This is a genomic window from Granulicella sibirica (assembly GCF_004115155.1).
Classification (GTDB): domain Bacteria; phylum Acidobacteriota; class Terriglobia; order Terriglobales; family Acidobacteriaceae; genus Edaphobacter; species Edaphobacter sibiricus.
In genome coordinates, this window is record NZ_RDSM01000003.1 from 1 (window position 1) to 20848 (window position 20848).

The window sequence follows — 20848 nt, forward strand, 5'->3', positions numbered from 1 at the left end:
CATGGCTCGGTCATGTCTCCATCGACACCACCAACATCTACGCCGAGGTCGATCTGCAACGTAAGGCCGAAGTCCTCGCCCACTCAAACGACTTCAGCACAACACCCACCACCAACCAGCGATGGAAGGACGACCCATCGCTGCTCGCTTTCCTCCGCTCACTCTAAATAGTTATGTTGTGTACGCAGGGCTCGAACCCGCATGTTCAGCGGCAACGAGCCCGCTACGCAACATAACTGCGAACACAACATAAATGCGCTTATGTAGTGCTCAACATAAGCGCACGAGATGATGCACAAGGCCGAGCGGCGCACCGCGACCACCAAGACCGTGCGCGAGACGGAGGCCGAAGCTGTCGCCTTCGTTGTCGGGAAAGCGATTGGTCTAGTTACGGGCAGCGCGTCAGCGGACTACATCAACCTTTATCACGGCAATGCTTCTCTCTTGGCCGAGAGCTTGGAGGTTGTGCAGCAAGTCGCCAACGTCATTCTCGCGGCTTTGGAACCTTCCGTGCCGGATGAGGCAGAAGCGACGACCGCAGCCCAGGAGACGGGTGAAGAGCAACTGCAGGAGGCGGCGTAATGGACACCATTCTCCGCATCCTCAAAGACGCAGGAGGCTGGCATCACGGCCTCCACCTGCGCATCGAAAACCCGCCTTACATGGCGTTGGTAATCGAGGCAACCGATGAATCCGGCCCGTGTGGTTTGCCCGCTCTGTCCGTTTGTCATTACGCAGAACAGAACGGCGACGCGATGCGTGACCCGGAGATGTGTTTCGAGCTGGGATTCGCGGCAGGTCCCCACCTGAACCCGTTCTATTGGCGCAATGACTATCTAGGCGTTGAGCAGTGGAGCCGATTCATCCGTGACGCCCACTACTGCTACCACACGCTACTCCACACCGAGCATGAACGCTTCGCCAAGCTGTGGGACAGAAACCTTCAACAGCAGGGCTTCGCCGAGGCCTTCGAGCGGCAGCGACAGCGACACGCATAAAAGCCAAGTTTCCCCGCCTACGGAGCGGATACAGGGCAGCGTGTGCGCTCCACAACCCCAACCTTCACAGCCCAAAGGAGGGCACCATGCAGGACAGCAGCGCATTCCAATACATCGCCGTTGACCAGATACACGAGTCCACCACCAACCCACGCCAGACCTTCGAGCAAAACAAGCTGGAAGAGCTTGCCGAATCGATCCGCCAACATGGTCTGATTCAACCCATCACCATCCGCCCGAACGCTAGCGGATTCGAAATCGTCGCAGGTGCAAGGCGCTTCCGCGCGGCGCAGCTTGCAGAACTGTTTTCTCTTCCCGCCCGCATCGTAGAACTGGACGATGCCGCCGCGATGGAGTGGCAGCTGGTCGAGAACTCACAGCGTGTGGACGTTCACCCTTACGAAGAGGCGCAAGGCTTTCAGCGTCTCCTAGATCTCCCCGGCTACGACGTAGCCGCGCTTGTCACCAAATCAGGCAAGAGCGCAGCGCACATCTATGCGCGCTTATCACTGTTACAGCTTGTCCCCGATGTCGCGGAGGCCTTTGTGCACGAGCGCATCACCGCCAGCCACGCCAACCTGATCGCTCGTCTACCCCAAGAGCATCAAACGGAGGCGTTCGAAAACTGCTGGCGCAAAGACTGGCAGGACAAGGAAGCGCACCTGCTTCCCGCCAAGCACCTGAGCGCATGGATACAAGCCAACCTCTACCTGAGCCTTGCCGAAGCGCCGTTCGACCTCGAAGACGCCACCCTCAACCCAGAGGCCGGGGCTTGCATCACCTGCCCGCGTCGCAGCGGTTTCAATACCAGTCTGTTTGCCGACGTGCATGGCGACCAGTGCCTTGACGCGCCATGCTTCCAAGCGAAGGTGACGGCTCACATCGACCGCGAGATTGCCGCGCGGCCTGAGCTTGTAACCATCGAGACAGCGTGGAGAGCGCCGAAGGAGCAGCGTCCCGGTGCCTTGCAGAAACACCAATACCGCGAACTCAACATTCCCGATAACCCGGACGCCGAGCCGCCATGCAGTCACACCAAATCCGCCCTGATCGTGTTCGGCAAACATGCCGGGCGCACGCTCACGGTCTGCATCGAACCCGATTGCCCGGTACACAACCCGCGCGAAGTTGCGCGTGTTGCCGCTGACCCACCTCCTGTCATGGCTCCCCCCGCCGAACAGGAGACGGAAGAGGAGGCAGCACAGCGCGAAGCCGAGCACGAGCAACGGATGGCCGAGTATAGAGCCGAACAGGAGCGCAAAGAGGAGGAGCGCAAAGCCGAGTTCGACCGTCAGCAGAAGGAGTATGAAGCCGAGCAAGCGCGTCGCGACAAACAGTGCAAGGCTCGGGTTGCCACTTTCGACCGCATCCTCGACCAGGCACCCGCCGTTTTCACCACCCCCAGCTTCGCTTGTTCCTGCGGTTGGTGGTCTACATCGACCCCTATAGCTTCCTTGAGGAAGTAGCTAGCCATTTCGCGGGGAACGATGAAAACTTGGAGCAGACCGAACAGGAGATCGTACTCGCTGCTCTCGCCGACAGCGCAGACGACAAGCTAACCAGCTTCGCCTTGCGCCTTGCATTGAGCGATCACTTGGCCATACCGCGCGATACCGACCCCGACCTGCTTTCCGAGGCTGAGGCACTATTCGCACCCGCCCAGGCCCGGACCAAGAAAGCAAGTAAGCCAAGAACCAATCCAACCCTCGTCAAACCAGCCGAGAAAACGGCGACTGCCAAGAAGCAGAAAGCCGCCTAAACTGGTTCACTCTGGCCCCGGATTCTTCCGGGGCCGCTTTGTCTCTTAACCGGCCTCTTAATCGCGGCGGGAGAACCCTCTTCGGTTTCTCCCGGCCCTCATCCCGCTTAGCACCGGCCTCGCTCGCCGGCTGCGCGGCAGAAGACGTTCCCCCTTCTGCACTTTCCCCTTCACTGCCTGCGGCGCTCATGACGAAAGGAGCGTTTGTCGCGAATTTGAAAGGGAGAAGCGTAGCCACAACACAGACCTCGGGGAGAACATGATGCTGGGATTGGCGGGTGCGTTTGTTGCCATACATATTGCCGCGCCAGTCAACTCTAAACCTGGCCTAGACCACCATCGACAAAGAGTTCCGCTCCGGTGATGTAGCTGCTGTCATCTGAGGCTAGGAACAAGACCGCCTTCGCGACCTCATCCGGATGCCCGGTTCGGCCGATGGGGACTGCCTTAGCCAAGCTGGTCATACGCTGCTGGCCGACCGGTGACTTTCCTACCAAATCCCGGAATCCCTCTGTATCGATTGAACCTGGACTAACGACGTTGACGCGGATTTTGCGATCCCTGAGGTCAGTGGTCCAAGTCCGCGCAAACGAGCGTATAGCAGCCTTGGAAGCGGCATACACCGAATTGGATGAGAAGCCCTTGCTTCCAACGACTGAGCTGGTCAGGACGATCGTCGAACCCTCACGCATAAGCGGGAGAGCCTTCTGGACGCTAAAGAGCAAACCCTTGACGTTTGCGTTGAATATGCGTTCGAAGTGGCCTTCATCGATCTGGCCCATTTGCGCGTATTCCGCCGTTCCGGCATTTGCAAACACAATATCAAGCCGTTCGTGTGCTTCTGCGATTTGCTTGAAGAGGCCATCGAGGTCGCCCATATCTGCGACATTCCCTTGCACGCCGATGCAGCCTTTGCCGATCTTTGTCACGGCCGCATTAACTTTGTCCTTGTGACGGCCGGTTACATAGACCTGTGCGCCTTCGGCCACGAAAACCTTTGCAGTCGCAAAGCCGATTCCGCTCGTCCCGCCTGTGATCAATGCCACTTTTCCATCGAGCTTTCCCATGTCATTCTCCTGCATGCCGTCGAAGGGTCCCGCTAGATGGTTTCCACTCCTCCAGCGTGACGACTTGCTACCCTTTAGGTTTGAAGGTTGACACCTCAACTGTTTCGACCTTCTCTCGCATGCCTTTGGGCGAACGTTTCTCGCTAACTTCCGGGTCGGGCTTGGGAGCTTGTGATTTTGGTGGATGAACGTGCTGTTCGGTCAATTTGGCCTGTAGTTCTTCTTCAAGTTCCGGGCGGTTCGTGATATTTTCCCTCATTGTGTTTCCTCTCTAGGAGCTCAAAAGAGCGTATTGGAATTGGGTATCGATTCAGCGAACATGAAGAAGTCCGGGCAGTCTGCCTCTCGGTAAGATCGTCTGCGCGTAGACCCAGAGGCTCAACCAGTTTGCTCTACTGCAGGCCGCCCGAAGCTTGTATGATCTGCCCGGTGACCCAGCGTGATTTGTCAGAGGCAAGAAAGGTAACGACATCCGCAATGTCCTGGGTCGTTCCAGCGCGCCCCAGTGGCGTTTGGGTAACAAGGTCTACGACAAAGGCCGTCTCAGAATTCATTCCCAAGGCACTGACACCCTCGGTCAGCACAATCCCGGGATTCACCGAGTTCACTCGGATACCGCGCCTGCCTAGTTCCTTGGCGAGAACATGGGTGATGGAATCGGAGGCTGCTTTGGTTGCCGTATACATCACCGTGCCAGGCAGATTGAGGGTCGTACCGGCGGTGCCGATGTTGATGATGCTTCCGCCGGCGTCACCAAAGCGGATGGAAGCTTCCTTGCACATCAGAAGTGTTCCCAAGACATTCGTATCGAATTGCCTCCGGTACTCCGCCTCTTCGATCTCCGCGAGAGGACCAAACGTGTAAACGCCTGCGTTATTGACGAGGATGGCTACCTTACCGAAAGCCGCAATCGTCTGGTCGAAGATCCGCCTCACCTCCGACAGGTCACTAACGGATCCCTGAAGGGCGATCGCGATGCCGCCTGCCGCAGTGATTGCGGCCACAGTCTTTTCCGCGCCGGTTTTGTCTGAAACATAATTCACGACTGTTGACGCCCCTTCGGCTGCCAGCGCCTTTGCGATCGCCGAGCCGAACCCTTTGGAACTTCCGGTGACGATCGCGACTCTACCGTCTAGATCCTTATGCATGAGGACTCCCTATATCTTTCGAGCGACGAACTCGTCGGTCATTTCCTAGACTACGAATCTGGCTTCAAGGCGTCTTGGCAAATGAGCTTCAGGATTGTTCGAAACAATCGACAGAGTGACGCGAGTCTGCACAATCCTCAGAATGTCAATGTCGGGTTCACCAATCAAGCCTGCGAAGGAGGGACCTTTGCTCTTGCTTGCAAGATCTTTCCCCAAACGGCCAGATGATCCAAGATCGTCCAGATTGTCTCTCTCGTGTCATCGACAAAGTCGTATTCAACATGAAGCAAGGTATCGCTCAAATCCCTTCTCACAACGATCCGTGCGGACTCCAAGGATCGAAGATTGGCTCTTAGTGCCTTCTTCGACGCCTTGGGAATGAGCCTCATGAGCCGACTGAGACGAACGGGTTCCGTTCGCATGGCGCATAGGATTTCCAAGCTCCATTTGCCCTGTAGGACCGTTTTTACTCCAGAAACCCGCTGAATGTAACTTGCGCATTCGTGATAGTCCTGCATCAATCACCCCAAGTCCAAGCAACACTTGGGCTGTCTGAATAATACGACCAGTCGTCTTATCGTGCCGTGACATTCAGCGATTATGTCAACTTCTTCTTTGACGGTGTCTTCAGACAAAACTTAGCGCGATATGCCAAGCATTCGGCTGATCGGCACCATATCGTTATCTGGTTGCCATTGAGACATCCCTGGCGCAGATAATCGAGCAGCCTCTGCGAGGCTGTTCACCTTCTGTCAACGATGAAGAAATGAGCCAGCATGACTGTAAGACGAAATGAGCAGCGGACCCGGTCGCTCATACTTCAAGCTGCATTCGAGATCGTCTGTATCTATGGGTTTTCCGGAGTGACATTAGGGAATCTCGCAAAACACATAGGAATGTCGAAGAGTGGCCTCTTTGCTCATTTCAAATCGATAGAGCAACTTCACCGGGAGCTGATTAAACACATTGGCAGTGTCTTTCGCACGGAAGTTGTGTCCCCAGCTCTCAATGTCGCCGAAGGGCTCCCTCGATTGGAAGCCACCATCGCAAACTGGTTGACGTGGGCGTCTCGTCCGACGGCCTTAGGCGGCGCTCCACTCTTAGCGGGCTTTTTCGAATTCGATGACCGTGAAGGTTCGGTCCGAGATTCTCTCTTAGAGGAAGGAATTCGCTGGTGCACTCACCTGCGGCAGCTCGTTACCCAAGCCATCGCAATGGACGACTTCCGCCAGGATCTTGACGCGGAGCAGTTTGTCTTCGAGCTTTGCGGTATCTACTTCAGCTTCCATGTCTCGGAGCGCTTCATGCGCGATTCAGGCTCGCGTGGTTTCGCAAGACTGGCTGTCGAAGAACTCATCAACCGTGCTCGCAGGCGTTAGCGAGTCATTCGATATGCAAACTCCACAACGAGGGAGACTACACCTTGAAGTCCCTACGCCAGCGGCCGGGGCTGGTGCCAGTGAGCTTCGCGAATGTTCGATTGAACGACGCTTGGTCACAAAATCCGGCTTGGAATGCAATCTCTATCAAAGATTCATTGGAGTTGAGAAGGAGTTGTTTAGCGTGATCGACGCGCTGATCGATAACCCAGCGGTGAACAGGAAGTCCGAAGGTTTTCTTGAAGGACCGCGCGAAATGGCTCACAGACAAGCGGCACTCTTTGGCAATTACCGCCAGCTTGACATCGTCGTACGTTCCCTTTGACAAGAGCTCCATCGCCCGCCGCCTCTGCCAGGTGGAGAGACCGCCGCGATGTACCTCTTCATCCTTCGACCGGGAGCTCCAAAGATGAACCACATGTGAGCAAAAGAGCATCACGAAGTGATTCATGAAGGTGGACGAGAAGAGAGAGGGCGCTTCAATGCAGGGAATGATAAGGCTCGTGAGCTGCGCAAAGACCGGAGACTCACTCAAATCCCCATGGCATTCAATGGAGAGTCGAGGCAGCCCGTTGGCGTCGGTGAAGTCGTTGAGCGTCGTCCGTGGAAGATGAAACTGCACGGAATCGCACGTATGAGCCACCTCAGGTGAAAGTGCCCAGTCGGCGTCGATACTGAGGTTTTCGGCAGTGTCGATCTTGGGATCGGCAGAAACATCAAGCAGCCACCGTTGTTGCACCCGGACAGGGTTGAGATGGACGGTGACGACCAGCCTTGGCAGATGAACGTAGTCAACCGAAGCATTTGTCGTTCGGGTGTGAGGCAATAGAGGTATTACTGCCGTTCTGCCGCGCGTCTCTGATGTGGGCGCGGTACACACGCTGTCTGCGATTGAAGGGAGCGGGCTCCCTTGAACGCTTTTGTAGGGCTGTGGGTTGCGTCTGTCATTCATGTCCGCTACCGCCTTCATGTGCTTCTGCAATTGATAATACGACCAGTCGTACTCGGGAATCATGAAAAGGAATTACCCATTCGTGGGGGGTCCTTTAGGGTGTTTCCTCCCTTTTGAGTGATTCGACGATCAGCGACAGCCAATATATTGACAGGCAACAGGTTCCAACGACGCGAAACCGCCAGAGATTCGCAGAACAGTCGTTGGAGGTCGGAACCTCGTGCCTCACGGACGCCTTTCTGGCCTGTTCCGCTAAAAGCCGAATGGCTTCGACAAGAGAACTCGGCGTATGTCAGTTACGGTTGCGGTAGTCGATTGCACACAGATTCGTTTGCATTTGGAGGTTCATTTTGCGCGGAAGAGAGAACACCGCATCAGCCGGACACCGGATCTTATGTGTGGACGACGATCTTGTATGTCTTAAGCTCCGTCAGACTCTTCTTGAAAGCAACGGATACGCTGTGATCATCTCAGATCGACCGTTTGAGGCTTTAAAGCAAGACTTCGACGCTGTCGACCTAGCGTTCGTGGATTACGACATGCCTGAGATGAATGGCAGAGAGTTGCTGCTCAGAATGCGCGCGTCAAACGCGACATTTCCGATTGTTCTCCTGAGCGGGCGAGCCTATACCTTGCCGGTCGAGGTGCGCGGCCTCTTCTCAGCTTGCATCGATAAGGGCTCGCCGGTAGGAGAAATGCTCGAAATCATCGAGCGGTTTCGGACCCAGGGAGACGTGAAGGATTGGGGTTAGGCAAGGTGCATTCAGCTCTCAGACCCGAGTTGCAGGTCGGTTTTCAAGCCAACCAGCACTAGACCAGCGACAGGTGGCCTCAGCTTCGCTATGATTGCACTGTAAACGGAGTGCCATGGCAAACACCGGAACTCGCGAGAAGATCATAGAGGCAGCGTATGTCCGATTCTATGAGTTCGGATACAACGGCACGAGTGTACAAGACATCGTCGATCTGGTCGGCGTTCCCAAGGGAACCTTCTACAACTATTTTAAGAGTAAAGAACTTTTAGGCCTTGAGGCGCTCGATCTCTATGCTTGCGTCGCCGACAAGGTGTTCACGCCACCCGACGTCGCACAAGGATCGCCCAGGTCGAAGAAACCTCCGCCATCGGAGATTGCACGCCTCCGCGGCCAATTTGAGGAAGCTCTTAAGTTTCAGGAGCGGCAGAAGATATCTCTCGGCTGCCTTATGGGAAACTTCACCGCGGAATCTTCTGCATTGCCAGAGAGTTTCGGGAAGTTGATTGAAAAGAGCTTTAGTCGTTGGATTGCTGCGGTCTCTGCTTCCCTCCGAGCAGCTCAAGTGAGTGGGGAAGTTGCCCACTCGCATGATCCGGATAGTCTTGCCAGATACCTGATGGCTGCATGGTTTGGCTCGTTGCTGTTGATGAAGAATTCGCAAAAAAAGACACCGATCGATGATTTTTTCAGACTAAGCTTTGATACGCTCCTGAAAACTGCGCCTCCGCTAACTAAAAAGAAAGTGCCGCAACGTCGCAACGGGAAGTGAGAGACTTCGATCTCGGTGCGGAGACGAGATGATGCACTATCCGTCGAGGAAGCCACGCCTCATCGCGATCGTCACAGCATGAGTTCGATCTTGCGCCGAGAGCTTCGACAGGATACTCCCCATGTGATTTTTCACCGTGTCTTCTGAGATCGATAGTTGCTGCCCGACTAGCTTATTCGAATGTCCGTTCGAAACTAATCGGAGTACCGCAATTTCTCTTGGAGTCAATGAATCATGATCGAAATTATCCGCGATCCGCTCCGCAACTTCTCTAGGGATGCAACGTTTGCCGGCATAAACCATCCTTATGGTTTCGAGGAGCTCTTTGCGCAGCATGCTCTTGAGCAAGTATCCCTGAGCCCCGGCACGTAAGGCGCGAACCACTTGTACATCTCCATCATAAGTTGTGAGCATAATGATCCGTGCCGAAGGAAACTCAGATCGAATCACTGTGAGAGCTTCCGTCCCACTCATGACAGGCATCTGTAGATCCATGAGTGCGACGTCCGGTTGGAGCCTTCTGAAGGCTTCAATGGCCTCTTGACCATTCGTTGCCTCTCCGACGAGTGTCATATCCGATTCCAAGTTAACCGCACCTGCGATTCCCTCTCGGATCATCGGATGGTCGTCAACAGTAAGGACAGTAATCTTCTTATTAGCTTGCATCTAAGGGGCCTCGGCTTCGGACTCGCCTCCAAAAGAAGGAAAGGTACCCTCCTGTTGGCTTATCCACGTAAGCCAAATCAGCGGGTACCCGCAAAGTTATCTCCGTACCCTCATCGGTGCGACTCAGAATGCCGAACTTTGCCCTAATCTTTAGAGCGCGTTCGCGCATGCCACCCAGACCCCAGTGGCCCGCGCGACCAAATTCTATTACTTGCCTATCAATTCCGCTTCCGTCGTCCCGGATCCCAAGGGCAAAAAATCTTCTCTGAAACGTAATCTCGCATTCGACGGTCGTCGCGTGCGCGTGGACAAAAGCATTTGTGAGAGCTTCGCGGCCGATTGAGTAAGTCTCGTCTTTTACGATAGGGTGCAGGTCGAGCGGATCACCCCTGAGACTAAGTAAAAACTTCACATGATAGGTCGATTGCAGTTCTTCGCCGATCAAACGTAAGGCCTCTGCCAAGTCTGTCACATCTGAACCTTCGGCACGCAGGTTCCGAACTTTGTTCCGCCCCTCCTTTAACACTTCATCCGCCTGATCAAGAGCACTGTTCATCATGGTATGAGCAGGTTCAAGCTGAGGTATCTGCGTTGCTACATTTTGAAATTTAAGGACCAGACCCTGGAAGCCTTGCAGAAGAGTGTCGTGCAACTCGCGGGCGATCCTTTCGCGTTCAACCATTCTTTCTGAAAGATGTGCCTTCATTCGGGCTGTCATGGTCCTGAATCGCCAGGCAACAACTAGAGTGATCCCACATGCAACTGCGAGAAAACATAGGATTCGAAACCAAAGGGACTCCACCGTAGTAGGCGGGACTATAAAGGAGAAGGTTGTTCCTGCCTCATTCCACAGACCATCGTTGTTCGCCGCAATGACATGGAAGTGATAGGATCCGGGACCGAGCTTAGTATAGAACGCTTGCCTGCGTGTTCCAGCGTTCTGCCAATCCTTGTCAAAACCATCAAGGCGGTACCGGAACTGAACCCTTTCCGGAACAGTTAGACTCAAGGCTGTGTAATCTATGCGCACGCTATCGGGGTCAGGAGTCAGTTTTAACGCTCGAAGATCCGAGTAGACGACTGAATCCGAGGTAAGAGATTGGATCGCGACTGGCGGTGCAACCTTATTTTGTGGACTATGCGCAGGATCTATCATGCCCACAGCGTTTTGAAGCGCGAACCACATCTTTCCGTTATCACCTTGAGCGATCGTAGGGTTCACATCTTCACCTGACGACCCCGCGGTGATGCCGTCCAGAACGTCGTAGACGCGAGCCTTCACCATGATTGATTTACTCGACGACGGGCGGTTGAGTTCCGAAGCAGGGATCATCACAATGTTGAAGGCACCATTCAACCAGAGATCGCCGTTTGACGTCTCTGAGATCCCCGACAAACCCAGAAACTGATTTCCTTGTGCATCTTCGATTTCTTGAAAGTGTCCGTCGACAAAACGTCGAAGCCCGTTTTCGCCACCGATCCAGATGTGGTTGCCCCGGCAGTGAAAGGACAACACGTTGCCAATTTTCTCGTCGTCATCTTGTGTCATCACACTTACGTGACCAGACTTCTCCAAAATAGCTACTCTGCTGGAGCTATAGCCGAACCAGATGCGTCCCTGTTCATCGGTCATGGCAGCCCTGGCGCTTCTCGTGGGTAACGCCGGATTGATGTCAGAAGTAGTCCAGAGCCCATCGTGAAAATGGAAGAAGCCGTTACGAATTGGAAACGTCACCCAAAGACCATTTCCGCCATCGGAAGTGACGGATTCGACTGGGAGATTAGGTTCTGGAAGGATCGGAAGAGGATATTTGCTAAAGCCATGTGCGGTCTGTTGCCAGAGAAAGTGCCTGCCGACGAACCATGTGCGACCATTAGGAGAGCGATAGGCGAGATTAAGGTCAGTTGGAATAATCGGCGTCGCCGGCAGAGCCTCGGGTTCTCGACTGAGTGCCCCGACCGGATGGGCAATGTATACGTTGCCCTTATCAGCTTCTAGCAAAGCTGATTTAGAGTGAACCTTCTCTATTGGTAACAGGCTAAAGGCGCTATTCCGGAGACGATCAAGTCCCCGAGATGTTGCGGTCCAGATATTACCTTCATGATCTTCAAAGATTTGATAAACAGTCTCACCGGATAGCCCTCCATTTGGTAGGGAGAGGCTCTCAACTTTCTCGCTATGGAGCCCGATACCATAGCGGTCGAAGTCCCGAATTCTGACAATGCCCATCGTCGTTGTCGCAATCCAAAGGTCACCTCGCCGATCAAATAGCGCTTTCAGCATTTGTCCTGGAAGGCCTAGGGGCCGGCTTTGGTGTTTACCATCGGGTGAGCCGAGCACAATCATCGTGCCTTTCGAATCTAGCCCCCAGACAATGTCCCTTGCATCTTGGGTTATGGAAACGATCTCCTTTCCGGAGAGAACCAAACGGAACGAGGTATCGGACTTTGAGAGGGCATACACATCTCGGCGACCGGCGCCCACCCACATGGTTCCATTCCTGTCGGTAAAACCGTAAGGATAGGTCGCACCAGAGTAGCCCATGCCGGAACCAAGCGGCTGCCACCGGTTATTCTGTAAACGATACATGCCCTCAGGGGAAAAGGCCCAGATGCGGCCTCGACCATCTTGCTGAACACCATTCACGGTGCCGCTAGACAGGCCAGACTCTTCACCGTAGTTCACGAGCCGCCCGTCCTTAAGTTGACTCAATCCTTTTACATTCCATCCGATCCAAAGTGAGCCATCATTCGTAATGTCTAAAGATTGAATGTTTGTATTTGGCAGCGGTGGACCGGCCACCGGTGTGAAACGTTCAAAGCGGACACCGTCGAAGCGATACAGCCCGCTTCTCCCGCCGAGCCAAAGGTATCCGTCTGCGGTCTGTGTGAGATCCCAGCTGATGGGCGCACCGTCTCGAAATGTCCACGCGGTATGGTAGAGCTGCTGCAGCGATTGGTCAGGACTTTGCGCTCCTGATGAAGAACTCAAGCAGGCGAAACATGCGCCGAGCAAGATCGGAAATTGGCGAAGACACCTTGCGGTCTTCATATGTTGAGCCCTCGCGGCGACGTTTCCTGCGGACGCTTGATTCCCGACAGGGTAGGTCGTCCCATTCGTTGCCTCACTCACTAATTACCTGCTGTTCAGTCGTCCCTTCGGGATACGGAGGAAGGCGCACATTGTGTATGCTGCAGTCGAGTGAAGACGCCTCACGCTGTTTCCGTCCGGATTTCTTGATACGGCTTGATTGCGAGAATCCCGGGGAGGCTGAGAGGAGTATTACATCGCTCTTAGAGCAAATCGTAGCTCAGACAATAAGAATGAGCGAAAAGCACAAAATGTAGCGCATTTCGTCAAGAAGCTTCAACCGTTTCTCGTGGCCGGATGCCAAGATAATTGATGAGTCATACTGAGCGCCAGCCTTCTATCGCGCGGAACTTCGATGACACGCACTATGAGATTCGCTCGGATCGGAATGCCTAGCAATCGAGATGAGTGTGCGTTGTGTCTTCAGGCTGGCGACGATATCTTGATGCGGCTACCGCTCTGCTAGAAGGTAGCGTCCGACATCTTCTGGCAGATCAAGTTGTGGCCAATGGCCCGCATCGAGCAGATGTACCGTCGCCCCTTTGAAGTGGCCGGCAAGATCCTGCGCAACCCCAACATTGAGATACGCGTCGCTCTTTCCCCAAACGATGGTTGTCGGAATGCCCAACTCTGCAAGCTTGTTGACTCGCTGATTGTTTATAGCGACCTGGGGACGAAGGTCTGCAGCTAGAGCCGCGAAGGCGGGCCCGGCACTCGGCTGTTGAGCAAAATTATTGAAGATGAGAGGCTGTACCAGCTTGTCAATGACGTCGATCTGGGCTTGCGGTACGCCGATTTCAAACTGGAGCTGCTGAAACCTTAGAAGGAAAGCGAGTTCCTTGGGGTCGGAAGCCATAGCTAGTCCAAACGCGCGTGTCTGGGGTAATGAAAACAGTTCGATTAGTTCAGGTATACGGAGCGTTGGCGCATCTGCATAGAAGGTGTTCAATAGGACGAGGCCTGCGATTGACTTTGGTTTCGCCATGGTGAAGTTGATGGCGGCCACGCCACCGGCATCATGGGCGACCGGCACGATACTGTTGAGTTTGAGGAAGTCGACAACCGCGTGTAGATCTCCGAGTTGCTGTCTAAAGCCATAGTCGCCTCCAGCAGGTTTGTCGGAAGCCCCAAAGCCAAGGAAATCGAAGGCTACGACATGACGGCCAGCAGCGACGAGTACTGGGATCAGCAGGTCGTAGATATGCAGATTGTCAGGATAGCCGTGCAAGAGAACAAACGTCGGTCCCTCCCCCTTGTACTCGCGGGCATACAGGAAATGGCCTTCTCGTGGGACGCGGTGTTCTAGGAAGGGGGGTATGGAATCCGTACCCTTTGGTTGCGATGCTCCCCCCCCACTCAATAGGTTTTCAGGTTGGTGCTTATCCACCTTTGCTCTTGTGGATGGTGGCAATACGAGCAAGGCTGCGGCGGCACCCATTCCGGTTACTATCTCTCGTCTGTTCATCTGTCACTACCCTTCAGAGCGCACGCTCATTGTGATCATTTGGAGCGGCATACCATCTGACCATAGAATTCCCTGCGCCCCTGGTCTTCCCAAATAAGCTCACGCTTTGACGGGAACAGCCTAAGATCGCTTGCGCTTGATCATCGATTCGCTTTTGAGTTGGAAATGGGAAAATGCGGTACTTTCTACAAAGAGATGTCTCGCGCCAGCACGTAGTGTCGAACGATGACACAGTCAGCTCACGCAGCGTCAATCGGGACTGTTGGTGCTGATAAAAGAAGGGAACTCAGCAGGTCTGTCACGCTTGCCGCACTGACACTTGCCAGCGCAGCGGAGACTTGGACCACCTCTGGCGTGAGTCTGACCCTTACCGATCTAACGGGCACTCTAAGCGCCTCCAGCGATCAGGCTAGTTGGGCTCTAACGGTATACATGGCTGCGTTCGCCGTCTCGATCGCTCTGTCAGATCGCCTCTCCCTCAAATATGGAAATCGACATTTCCTCACAGCTCTCTCCCTTTCTTATGCGGTCGCATCGGTAGGATGCGCGCTCAGTACCGACCTGAGTACCTTTCTTCTCTTTCGCGCTATCGCTGGATTCGCGGGAGGAGCATTTCTTGTCCGTGCATTCGTTTTCTTCACACAGCAATATGAGCCTGCGGTTCGTCCTATACCCCTGGTCGGCTACGCGATCGCCTACTTCTTTGTTGGTAGGTTCTTGTCGCCGGTGATATGCGGATGGCTCGCAGATGTTGCTTCGTGGAGATTCCTGTTTGTTGTGCCAACTGTCTTCATGCTCACGGCCGCCTGGTTGTTCAATCGGCACGGAGCGGATCACTGGGCGGAGGAGGATTCGCGTAAGCCTCTCGACTCGCTCGGCATAGGGCTTCTTTTTCTCGGTGCGGTCTGTCTGCAAACCGCCTTGAGCCGCGGCGAGGTAGACGGCTGGTTCGAGTCTTCGACACTTTTCACCTTTTTTCTGGTGGGTATTACTGCAAATTCAATCTTTGTGCTGTGGCAACTTTCTTCTTGGAACAAACACCCCCTTCTTGATTTTGCGATCCTTCGCAATTCTTTAGCTCGCGGCGGCGCCATCCTAGGCTTTCTCGTAGGGTTGCTGCTGGCCGGCAGCCTCTACGTCATCCCCCAGTACCTACGGAATCTTGAAGTTCATTCTGCTCTTCAGACAGGTTTGCTTCTCAGCATAGGCGGTGCGGCCTCTGTACTGGTCCTTTGCTGCTTCCGTTCGATCATCCCTCTATTCGCGAAGATCGGCGGGACCAGCGTACTTCTTTTCGCCCTCGCAGTAGAGATAGCGTCGCAACTCCTCTTTGCGCACTTCGTAACGACGGATACTCCCGATCGAGATCTGTGGCTGCCCTTAGCACTAAACGGGATATTCGTTGGTCTATCCGTTCCTACCCTCGGGATTGTGGCGTTCGCGACAGTCGACAACCAGAAGGCTTCGAACGGTCGAGCAATGTATTACGGATGCAGACAACTCGGCGCATCCGTGGGGGTTACCCTATCGGCGGTCCTCATTGACCGCAGGATGTCCTTTCATTCGTCGAGGCTCCTCGACGCCTTTGCTAATCGAAACCTTTCCGTCCTTGGTCAAGCTTCAGATCTCAGTGACAGAACACTGTCCGCGATGGTTCGGAAGCAAAGTTCGGTGTTGAGCTTTGCCGATACGTTTTACACGATGGCTCTTGTGGCCGCGGTCACCGTGTTCTTCGTTCCACTTCTTTCCGCGCCTGCGCCAGCCCCATCACCCGCGCGCAGTCCTCTGGACGAACAGGGTTCCGCCGCGCTTCCGCAAGCCATCGCTGGAGTGGGCCGATGAAAAGGTCTCCGTGGTCGTGTGTTCTTACAATCTGTGTCACTCTCGGTGTGGCAGTGTGTTTGACAAGAACTGGCCGAACGCAAAGTACCGGAAACGGGAACTCCGCGCAAAATACGGTCGACACACCTCGTCCCTTTAACCCCGGTCAGAACACCACCAACCCAAGCGCGTTTGCCGTGCAGTCGCAGAATCCTTTCCTTGGCAGCGTGCCGACAGGACTGGTAATCCCCGGGGTACTCCAGCTCTCATTACACGCCGCAGTGGACTTAGCACTTCGTACAAACCTTGGTTACATCGACTCGGAACAGGATCATCAGCGGTCGCGTGCTGCAAGGATCCGCGCACTCTCGACATTGCTTCCTCAAATCGGAGTCGAGTCCACCGAAGACTACAGAAATCTCGTGATGGACGCCTTGGGCACCGAGAAGCTCGGAGTTCCACATGTCGTCCAGGGCTACAACTACCAGGCAGCTCACGCCACTCTCCAGCAGCAAGTTGTAGATTTCCAGGCACTTCATGAGGTGAAAGCTGCAAGCAAAGAGATGGAGGCTTCTGCGGCGTCGATGGCCGATGCCAGGAACATCGTTGTTCTAGCTTCAGTCAGTTCTTACCTGCTAGTTGCGGCGAGTCAAACAAGGCTGGAAACCGCGCGGGCACAATTCGAAACTGCCAAGACCATAGAGTCCATTCTGTCGAGCAGAGTGGTACATGACCTCTCTCCTCAGATCGACGAGATAAGGGCGCACGTCGCCATGCGTTCTGCGGAACTTCGAGTGACTCTTGCGACGACCACGCTGGAGAAGGACAAGCTAGCCCTGACCCGGATCATTGGCCTTCCCATTGAGCAAGAGTTCACCTTGACGGATGGGTTGAGGTTCCTTGAAACCCCGTCCGCCGATCAGGCGGAGCTGCTATCAAAAGCCTCAGAAAAGCGCCAAGACTTACGAGCTGCGAGGGCGCGCCTTGATGCAGCTGAACAGAGTGTGAAGGCGGAACGAGCACAGCGGTTGCCGAAGGTGGAGATACTCGCCAATGGCGGCGAAACAGGCATCACCTATGGACACCCCTATCGAGACTATGACGTCGAGGGGAGAATCTCAGTGCCTATCTTTACTGGGAGGCGAATCGAGGCGGATGTCCTGGACGCAAAGGCAACTGCCGACCGGCGGAGAGCCGAGTTCGCGGACACGCGGGCAAGGGCAGTATTCGATGTCCGGACGGCCCTTCTGGATTTGACAGCTGCCAGCAAGAGCGTCGAAGTCTCCCTGGAAAATCAAGCCTTGGCCGTCGAGGGCCTGCGCCAGGCAAAGGACCGATTCGACGTTGGTGTGTCGAATGCGGCCGATCTCATCCAAGCTCAGCAGTCCGTGTCTGAGGCAGAGGATAACCGGATCGCCAGCATTTATGCTCACCAGGTCGCGAAGCTGATGCTGATCCGAGCGACCGGCACAGCAGAACAAGACTACGTATCGTACCTGGGGGTGCACTGATGTCATTGACCGAGACCAAGAGCAGGAAGGCTAGCAACACTCTGCTCGTTGCACTATTCGTCGCGGTACTGATAAGCGCACTGTTGGGCTGGCACTTTGTGCTCCATCCCAACGAGGTGAGCACAGATGACGCGCAGATAGACGGGCACGTTCACCCGATCAACACTCGAATCGGAGGAACCATCACCTGGGTGAACCCAAATGTTGAAGATACCTACTACGTGACGGCGGGCACTGTGATCGCACATTTGGATCCCAACGACTATCAACCAACCGTCAATCGATTAGAGGGCGATGTACAGGCGTCCGTAGCGCAGGAGCGGGCAGCAGCGCTGAACCTTCCTATCGCTTCAGAGACCGCTCTGAGCAGGCTAACCTCAGCTCAGGCCTCGCTTGTAGAAGCAGAGGCAGACTTGGAATCTGCCTTGTCTCAAAAGACCGCATCCGAAGCAACGGTTGCTCAGACCGAGGCGAACTATCGCAGAGCAGAAGATGATAGGGTCCGATATCAAGCACTTGTGGCGACACACGAGATCTCACGATCCGAGTACGATCAGCGCGAGGCGGACTCTAAAGGTACGGGGGCACTCCTCGCCGCCGCTCAGGCCAACAGCGCCGGTGCCGATCAAAAGATCGAGGCTGCGCGCCAAAAAATCAAAGAGCGGCAGAGTGATCTTCGCATGGCCGAAACCGCTCCAGCGTCGATCGCGAGTGCGCGTGCAAACGTGCTCCGCGCTTCAGGTGAAACGAAGAAATCGCAAGCCGCGCTTTGGAATGCGCAGCTTGACCTCGGCTACACAAACCTGGTCGCACCTGTCAGTGGAATCGTGGGTCGTAAATCTATGGAAGTTGGGCAGCGGGTGGCAGCCAATCAATTGATGCTAACTCTCGTGCCGCCTAAGGACGTGTGGGCCATTGCCAACTTTCGCGAAACGCAGATGAAGAAGATGCGCATTGGCCAGTCTGCAACTGTGCACGTCGATTCGGTAGGTCGTGATTTCCAAGGAACTGTAGAAAGTATCGGAGGGGCGACCGGGTCCAAGTACTCAGTGATCGCCCCAGACAATGCAACCGGCAACTATGTGAAGGTCGTGCAGCGCATCCCTGTGCGGATTCGGCTGAATGGTCTTGAAGCGGCAGGTCCGCTCTTGTTACCTGGTATGTCGATCGAAGTTTCAGTTCGAGTGAGCCCATAGCTCAAGGTCGGGCCTGTCCTCGCCTTTATCCACTAAGCCTGTGATTCGCCAGGCTAGAGATGGCGTATGAGTACGAAGAACACAAACACAGCCAGAACCACCATTCCCACGAGCAGAGTCGACACAAAGATGAGCGCGCCGCGCTCCTTTGCAGGGGTCGGAGGTGTGATACCAACGGTGAGGATAAACGCTTGTGAGATCGCCCGCAGCGGATTTTTCATGGTGTATTAGCGTCGCTTGATCTATCGCGGATAGATGTCGTACAAGCAGCAACGATAGAAGAACTAGGGGCGGGGTTCTTTACGAAAACGACTGTCATTTGTCGCAGACGATAGAGATCTTCGCCAAACCCTAGGTAGGGAGAAGTTCGCCTAAGAGAACAAAATCTTTTGGCAGCAGCACTGCCAAAATGCAGTGCGATTTGAAAATCCTTCTTGGAGCAAGGCCAGTAGTCTCGCTGTATTGGCAACCGGGACATTGTCTTTGGTAGCTGGTCTGGTATCTGTACAACCAGGCGGAACAAAGGAGATGCAATGACAAAGTCAAAGATTTTAGTGACCGGCGCGACCGGGGGAACCGGCGGCGCGGCGACGCGCTTCCTTCGCAATGAAGGGCATGAAGTACGAGCATTCGTCCTGAAGGACGACGCGCGGGCCGACGAATTGCGCTCCCTGGGGGCGGAGATCGCGGTAGGCAATCTCCTGGATATCGATAGCGTCCGCGCGGCGATGGAAGGCGTTGGTGCTGCATATTTTGTCTACCCTCTTGCCCCACAACTCCTGGAGGCAACGGTCGCCTTCGCACAGGCAGCAAAGGAAGCGGGGGTTGGTGCCATCGTCTACACCTCTCAAATGACCTCAAGGCGCGATTCTAAGAGCCATGCGGCTCAGAGCCATTGGCTCGCCGAACAGGTGTTCGACTGGTCCGGTGTGCCTGTCACCCACCTTCGGCCAACATTGTTCGCCGAGTGGTTGCTTTACCCCTTCTCGTGGAAGGACTATGCGACCAAAGAGACACTCGCGCTTCCATTCGGTCACGGAAAGTTTGCGCCGATCACTACGGAGGATCAGGGACGCGTGATTGCAAAGATTTTGGCAGATCCCGCTCCCCACGCGGGCCATCTCTACAAATTGCTTGGTCCGGTCGAACTTGACGTATATGGGATCGCCGCCGCCGCCAGTGAAGTGCTGGGACGCACCATCACGTACACTCCGCTCGAAGTCGATGAGTTCTTAGCGATTCTCGGGAAGATCCCAGACTACTCCTCGCCTTTCTTTACCCAGCACATCGGGGCAGTGGCCTTGGATTGTCAGAATGGGATAACCGGCGGAACGAACGACGATGTTGAGCGGATTACGGGACGCCGACCGATGACCATCCAGGAGTTCGTCACCAAACACAAAGCCGCGTTCGAGATTACCCCGAACTCCAAAACAGCCGGTTAGAGATGACCAGCCGCCCAGTTAGACGCGCCAATACTGCCTGCAGCCGACGCGGGTGATTCAAACGGCTAGTTCGTATCCCGCGTCGAGGTCTTATCCCTAAAGTAGTCGCATGTGTGACGATCATTGTTTTCACACCAGGGGCCGCAAATGTACAACGGACTCAGATCATCGAATGCGGCTCGAGACACCCGAATGGGGGTAGGGAGCGAACACGTACCTGACGATCGCCTTGTCGAACAGATCAGGATAGGAAGTCATGAAGCCTTCGAGATTCTTCGAGGTCGGCACGAGAAGCGTCTACTCAACACGGCGATTCATATCCTGCGGAACAGAGAAGATGGCGAAGACGCCGTGCAAGATTCGTTCCTGAAGGCCTACCGGCGCATCGAAACCTTCAATGGACGGTCTGCCGTTTCGACCTGGCTGACTCGAATCGTCATCAACACATGCTTGATGCAGTTGCGAAGGCAGCGAACGAGACCCAGCGTCTCTCTCGATGATCCCAACGAACACGGTCTTTCCAGGCTAGATGGCATACCCGACCGAACAATTAGTATCGAGGCTTCTTACGCCGTACGGGAGAGGCGTGAGTTACTGTCAATTGCAGTGTCCCGGTTGAAACCCTCACTGCGTTCCGTGGTCGACGCCTACCGTCACCACGACTACACGATGGCCGAACTCGCGGAACAAAGCGGCTTGTCGGTACCTGCCGCTAAATCTCGTTTGCGGCGGGCGCGTCAAGCTCTGGAGAGATCCCCGGTTATGACCGCATGTCGATAGTCTTCTCCACGATGTTGTTGCACGCATCGCCAAAAATTTGCCTTCA

General features: G+C 54.8%; 19 protein-coding genes and 1 pseudogene. 12 read left to right on the forward strand and 8 right to left on the reverse strand.

The window, feature by feature from the left end:
* Positions 1-279: 279 nt before the first annotated feature.
* The 4 genes and pseudogenes from GRAN_RS16900 to GRAN_RS26375 form a co-directional block, all read left to right on the forward strand.
* Positions 280-582 (forward strand): annotated as a pseudogene (locus GRAN_RS16900) (DUF1738 domain-containing protein); the annotation flags it as partial.
* The gene (locus tag GRAN_RS16905) at positions 582-998 is read left to right on the forward strand and encodes a DUF6908 domain-containing protein (protein WP_128914249.1); all 417 of its coding nucleotides are present in this window, start codon (positions 582-584) and stop codon (positions 996-998) included. The pseudogene GRAN_RS16900 and the gene GRAN_RS16905, both read left to right, overlap by 1 nt.
* Before the next feature lie 86 nt (positions 999-1084).
* On the forward strand, positions 1085-2464 hold the full coding sequence (locus GRAN_RS16910) for a ParB/RepB/Spo0J family partition protein (RefSeq protein ID WP_241654868.1): 1380 nt from the start codon (positions 1085-1087) through the stop codon (positions 2462-2464).
* A 29-nt stretch (positions 2465-2493) separates the two neighbouring features.
* Entirely contained in the window at positions 2494-2757 is a 264-nt protein-coding gene (locus GRAN_RS26375; RefSeq protein WP_241654869.1) for a hypothetical protein, read from the forward strand.
* 317 nt (positions 2758-3074) lie between these two features.
* Here the strand turns inward: GRAN_RS26375 and GRAN_RS16915 are convergent, their stop codons facing one another.
* The 4 genes from GRAN_RS16915 to GRAN_RS27080 all read right to left on the reverse strand — a co-directional run bounded on the left by GRAN_RS16915 (position 3075) and on the right by GRAN_RS27080 (position 5490).
* Complete coding sequence (locus tag GRAN_RS16915) at positions 3075-3824, reverse strand: SDR family NAD(P)-dependent oxidoreductase (protein ID WP_128914250.1); 750 nt, start codon at positions 3822-3824, stop codon at positions 3075-3077.
* Between the two features lie 67 nt (positions 3825-3891).
* Entirely contained in the window at positions 3892-4083 is a 192-nt protein-coding gene (locus tag GRAN_RS16920) for a hypothetical protein (protein ID WP_128914251.1), read from the reverse strand.
* A 133-nt stretch (positions 4084-4216) separates the two neighbouring features.
* Entirely contained in the window at positions 4217-4972 is a 756-nt protein-coding gene (locus GRAN_RS16925) for an SDR family oxidoreductase (RefSeq protein WP_128914252.1), read from the reverse strand.
* A 164-nt stretch (positions 4973-5136) separates the two neighbouring features.
* Positions 5137-5490 carry a winged helix-turn-helix transcriptional regulator gene (locus GRAN_RS27080; protein WP_128914253.1) on the reverse strand — a complete coding sequence of 118 codons (354 nt, stop codon included), beginning with the start codon at positions 5488-5490 and terminating at the stop codon, positions 5137-5139.
* 258 nt (positions 5491-5748) lie between these two features.
* Here GRAN_RS27080 and GRAN_RS16935 point away from each other — a divergent pair, with 258 nt between their 5' ends.
* Complete coding sequence (locus GRAN_RS16935; RefSeq protein WP_128914254.1) at positions 5749-6351, forward strand: TetR/AcrR family transcriptional regulator; 603 nt, start codon at positions 5749-5751, stop codon at positions 6349-6351.
* A gap of 37 nt (positions 6352-6388) precedes the next feature.
* On the opposite strand, the gene GRAN_RS16940 is transcribed toward GRAN_RS16935, so the two are convergent.
* On the reverse strand, positions 6389-7366 hold the full coding sequence (locus GRAN_RS16940; RefSeq protein WP_128914255.1) for a helix-turn-helix domain-containing protein: 978 nt from the start codon (positions 7364-7366) through the stop codon (positions 6389-6391).
* A 335-nt stretch (positions 7367-7701) separates the two neighbouring features.
* On the opposite strand from GRAN_RS16940, the gene GRAN_RS16945 reads away from it, so the two are divergent.
* Positions 7702-8055, forward strand: a complete 354-nt coding sequence (locus GRAN_RS16945) for a response regulator (RefSeq protein WP_161571016.1) — start codon at positions 7702-7704, stop codon at positions 8053-8055.
* 115 nt (positions 8056-8170) lie between these two features.
* Positions 8171-8827 (forward strand): TetR/AcrR family transcriptional regulator, encoded by a 657-nt coding sequence (locus tag GRAN_RS16950; protein ID WP_128914257.1) that lies wholly within the window; start codon positions 8171-8173, stop codon positions 8825-8827.
* A 36-nt stretch (positions 8828-8863) separates the two neighbouring features.
* On the opposite strand, the gene GRAN_RS16955 is transcribed toward GRAN_RS16950, so the two are convergent.
* The 3 genes from GRAN_RS16955 to GRAN_RS16965 form a co-directional block, all read right to left on the reverse strand.
* Positions 8864-9493, reverse strand: a complete 630-nt coding sequence (locus GRAN_RS16955) for a response regulator (protein WP_128914258.1) — start codon at positions 9491-9493, stop codon at positions 8864-8866.
* Positions 9483-12545 (reverse strand): sensor histidine kinase, encoded by a 3063-nt coding sequence (locus tag GRAN_RS16960; RefSeq protein WP_128914259.1) that lies wholly within the window; start codon positions 12543-12545, stop codon positions 9483-9485. The genes GRAN_RS16955 and GRAN_RS16960 overlap by 11 nt, the downstream gene beginning before the upstream one ends.
* A gap of 490 nt (positions 12546-13035) precedes the next feature.
* Positions 13036-14022 carry an alpha/beta fold hydrolase gene (locus GRAN_RS16965; protein ID WP_161571017.1) on the reverse strand — a complete coding sequence of 329 codons (987 nt, stop codon included), beginning with the start codon at positions 14020-14022 and terminating at the stop codon, positions 13036-13038.
* Positions 14023-14274: 252 nt separating this feature from the next.
* Here GRAN_RS16965 and GRAN_RS16970 point away from each other — a divergent pair, with 252 nt between their 5' ends.
* The 5 genes from GRAN_RS16970 (at position 14275) to GRAN_RS27085 (ending at position 20802) form a co-directional block, all read left to right on the forward strand.
* Positions 14275-15891, forward strand: coding sequence for an MFS transporter (locus GRAN_RS16970; protein ID WP_128914261.1), 1617 nt, complete (start codon positions 14275-14277; stop codon positions 15889-15891).
* Positions 15892-16097: 206 nt separating this feature from the next.
* A complete protein-coding gene (locus GRAN_RS16975; RefSeq protein ID WP_161571018.1) occupies positions 16098-17381 on the forward strand; it encodes a TolC family protein in 1284 nt (427 codons plus the stop codon).
* A complete protein-coding gene (locus tag GRAN_RS16980; RefSeq protein ID WP_128914263.1) occupies positions 17381-18577 on the forward strand; it encodes an HlyD family secretion protein in 1197 nt (398 codons plus the stop codon). The genes GRAN_RS16975 and GRAN_RS16980 overlap by 1 nt, the downstream gene beginning before the upstream one ends.
* Positions 18578-19110: 533 nt before the next feature.
* The gene (locus GRAN_RS16985) at positions 19111-20022 is read left to right on the forward strand and encodes an NmrA family NAD(P)-binding protein (protein ID WP_128914264.1); all 912 of its coding nucleotides are present in this window, start codon (positions 19111-19113) and stop codon (positions 20020-20022) included.
* Between the two features lie 192 nt (positions 20023-20214).
* Positions 20215-20802: an RNA polymerase sigma factor gene (locus tag GRAN_RS27085; RefSeq protein ID WP_390890452.1), complete on the forward strand. Its 588-nt coding sequence runs from the start codon at positions 20215-20217 to the stop codon at positions 20800-20802.
* Positions 20803-20848: the final 46 nt, after the last annotated feature.

Coding starts and splice junctions, on each gene's coding strand:
- GRAN_RS16905 (WP_128914249.1), top strand. CDS start 582: ATGGACACCATTCTCCGCATCCTCAAAGACGCAGGAGGCTGGCATCAC.
- GRAN_RS16910 (WP_241654868.1), top strand. CDS start 1,085: ATGCAGGACAGCAGCGCATTCCAATACATCGCCGTTGACCAGATACAC.
- GRAN_RS16915 (WP_128914250.1), bottom strand. CDS start 3,824: ATGGGAAAGCTCGATGGAAAAGTGGCATTGATCACAGGCGGGACGAGC.
- GRAN_RS16920 (WP_128914251.1), bottom strand. CDS start 4,083: ATGAGGGAAAATATCACGAACCGCCCGGAACTTGAAGAAGAACTACAG.
- GRAN_RS16925 (WP_128914252.1), bottom strand. CDS start 4,972: ATGCATAAGGATCTAGACGGTAGAGTCGCGATCGTCACCGGAAGTTCC.
- GRAN_RS27080 (WP_128914253.1), bottom strand. CDS start 5,490: ATGCAGGACTATCACGAATGCGCAAGTTACATTCAGCGGGTTTCTGGA.
- GRAN_RS16935 (WP_128914254.1), top strand. CDS start 5,749: ATGACTGTAAGACGAAATGAGCAGCGGACCCGGTCGCTCATACTTCAA.
- GRAN_RS16940 (WP_128914255.1), bottom strand. CDS start 7,366: ATGATTCCCGAGTACGACTGGTCGTATTATCAATTGCAGAAGCACATG.
- GRAN_RS16950 (WP_128914257.1), top strand. CDS start 8,171: ATGGCAAACACCGGAACTCGCGAGAAGATCATAGAGGCAGCGTATGTC.
- GRAN_RS16955 (WP_128914258.1), bottom strand. CDS start 9,493: ATGCAAGCTAATAAGAAGATTACTGTCCTTACTGTTGACGACCATCCG.
- GRAN_RS16960 (WP_128914259.1), bottom strand. CDS start 12,545: ATGAAGACCGCAAGGTGTCTTCGCCAATTTCCGATCTTGCTCGGCGCA.
- GRAN_RS16965 (WP_161571017.1), bottom strand. CDS start 14,022: ATGGGTGCCGCCGCAGCCTTGCTCGTATTGCCACCATCCACAAGAGCA.
- GRAN_RS16970 (WP_128914261.1), top strand. CDS start 14,275: ATGACACAGTCAGCTCACGCAGCGTCAATCGGGACTGTTGGTGCTGAT.
- GRAN_RS16980 (WP_128914263.1), top strand. CDS start 17,381: ATGTCATTGACCGAGACCAAGAGCAGGAAGGCTAGCAACACTCTGCTC.
- GRAN_RS16985 (WP_128914264.1), top strand. CDS start 19,111: ATGACAAAGTCAAAGATTTTAGTGACCGGCGCGACCGGGGGAACCGGC.
- GRAN_RS27085 (WP_390890452.1), top strand. CDS start 20,215: ATGGGGGTAGGGAGCGAACACGTACCTGACGATCGCCTTGTCGAACAG.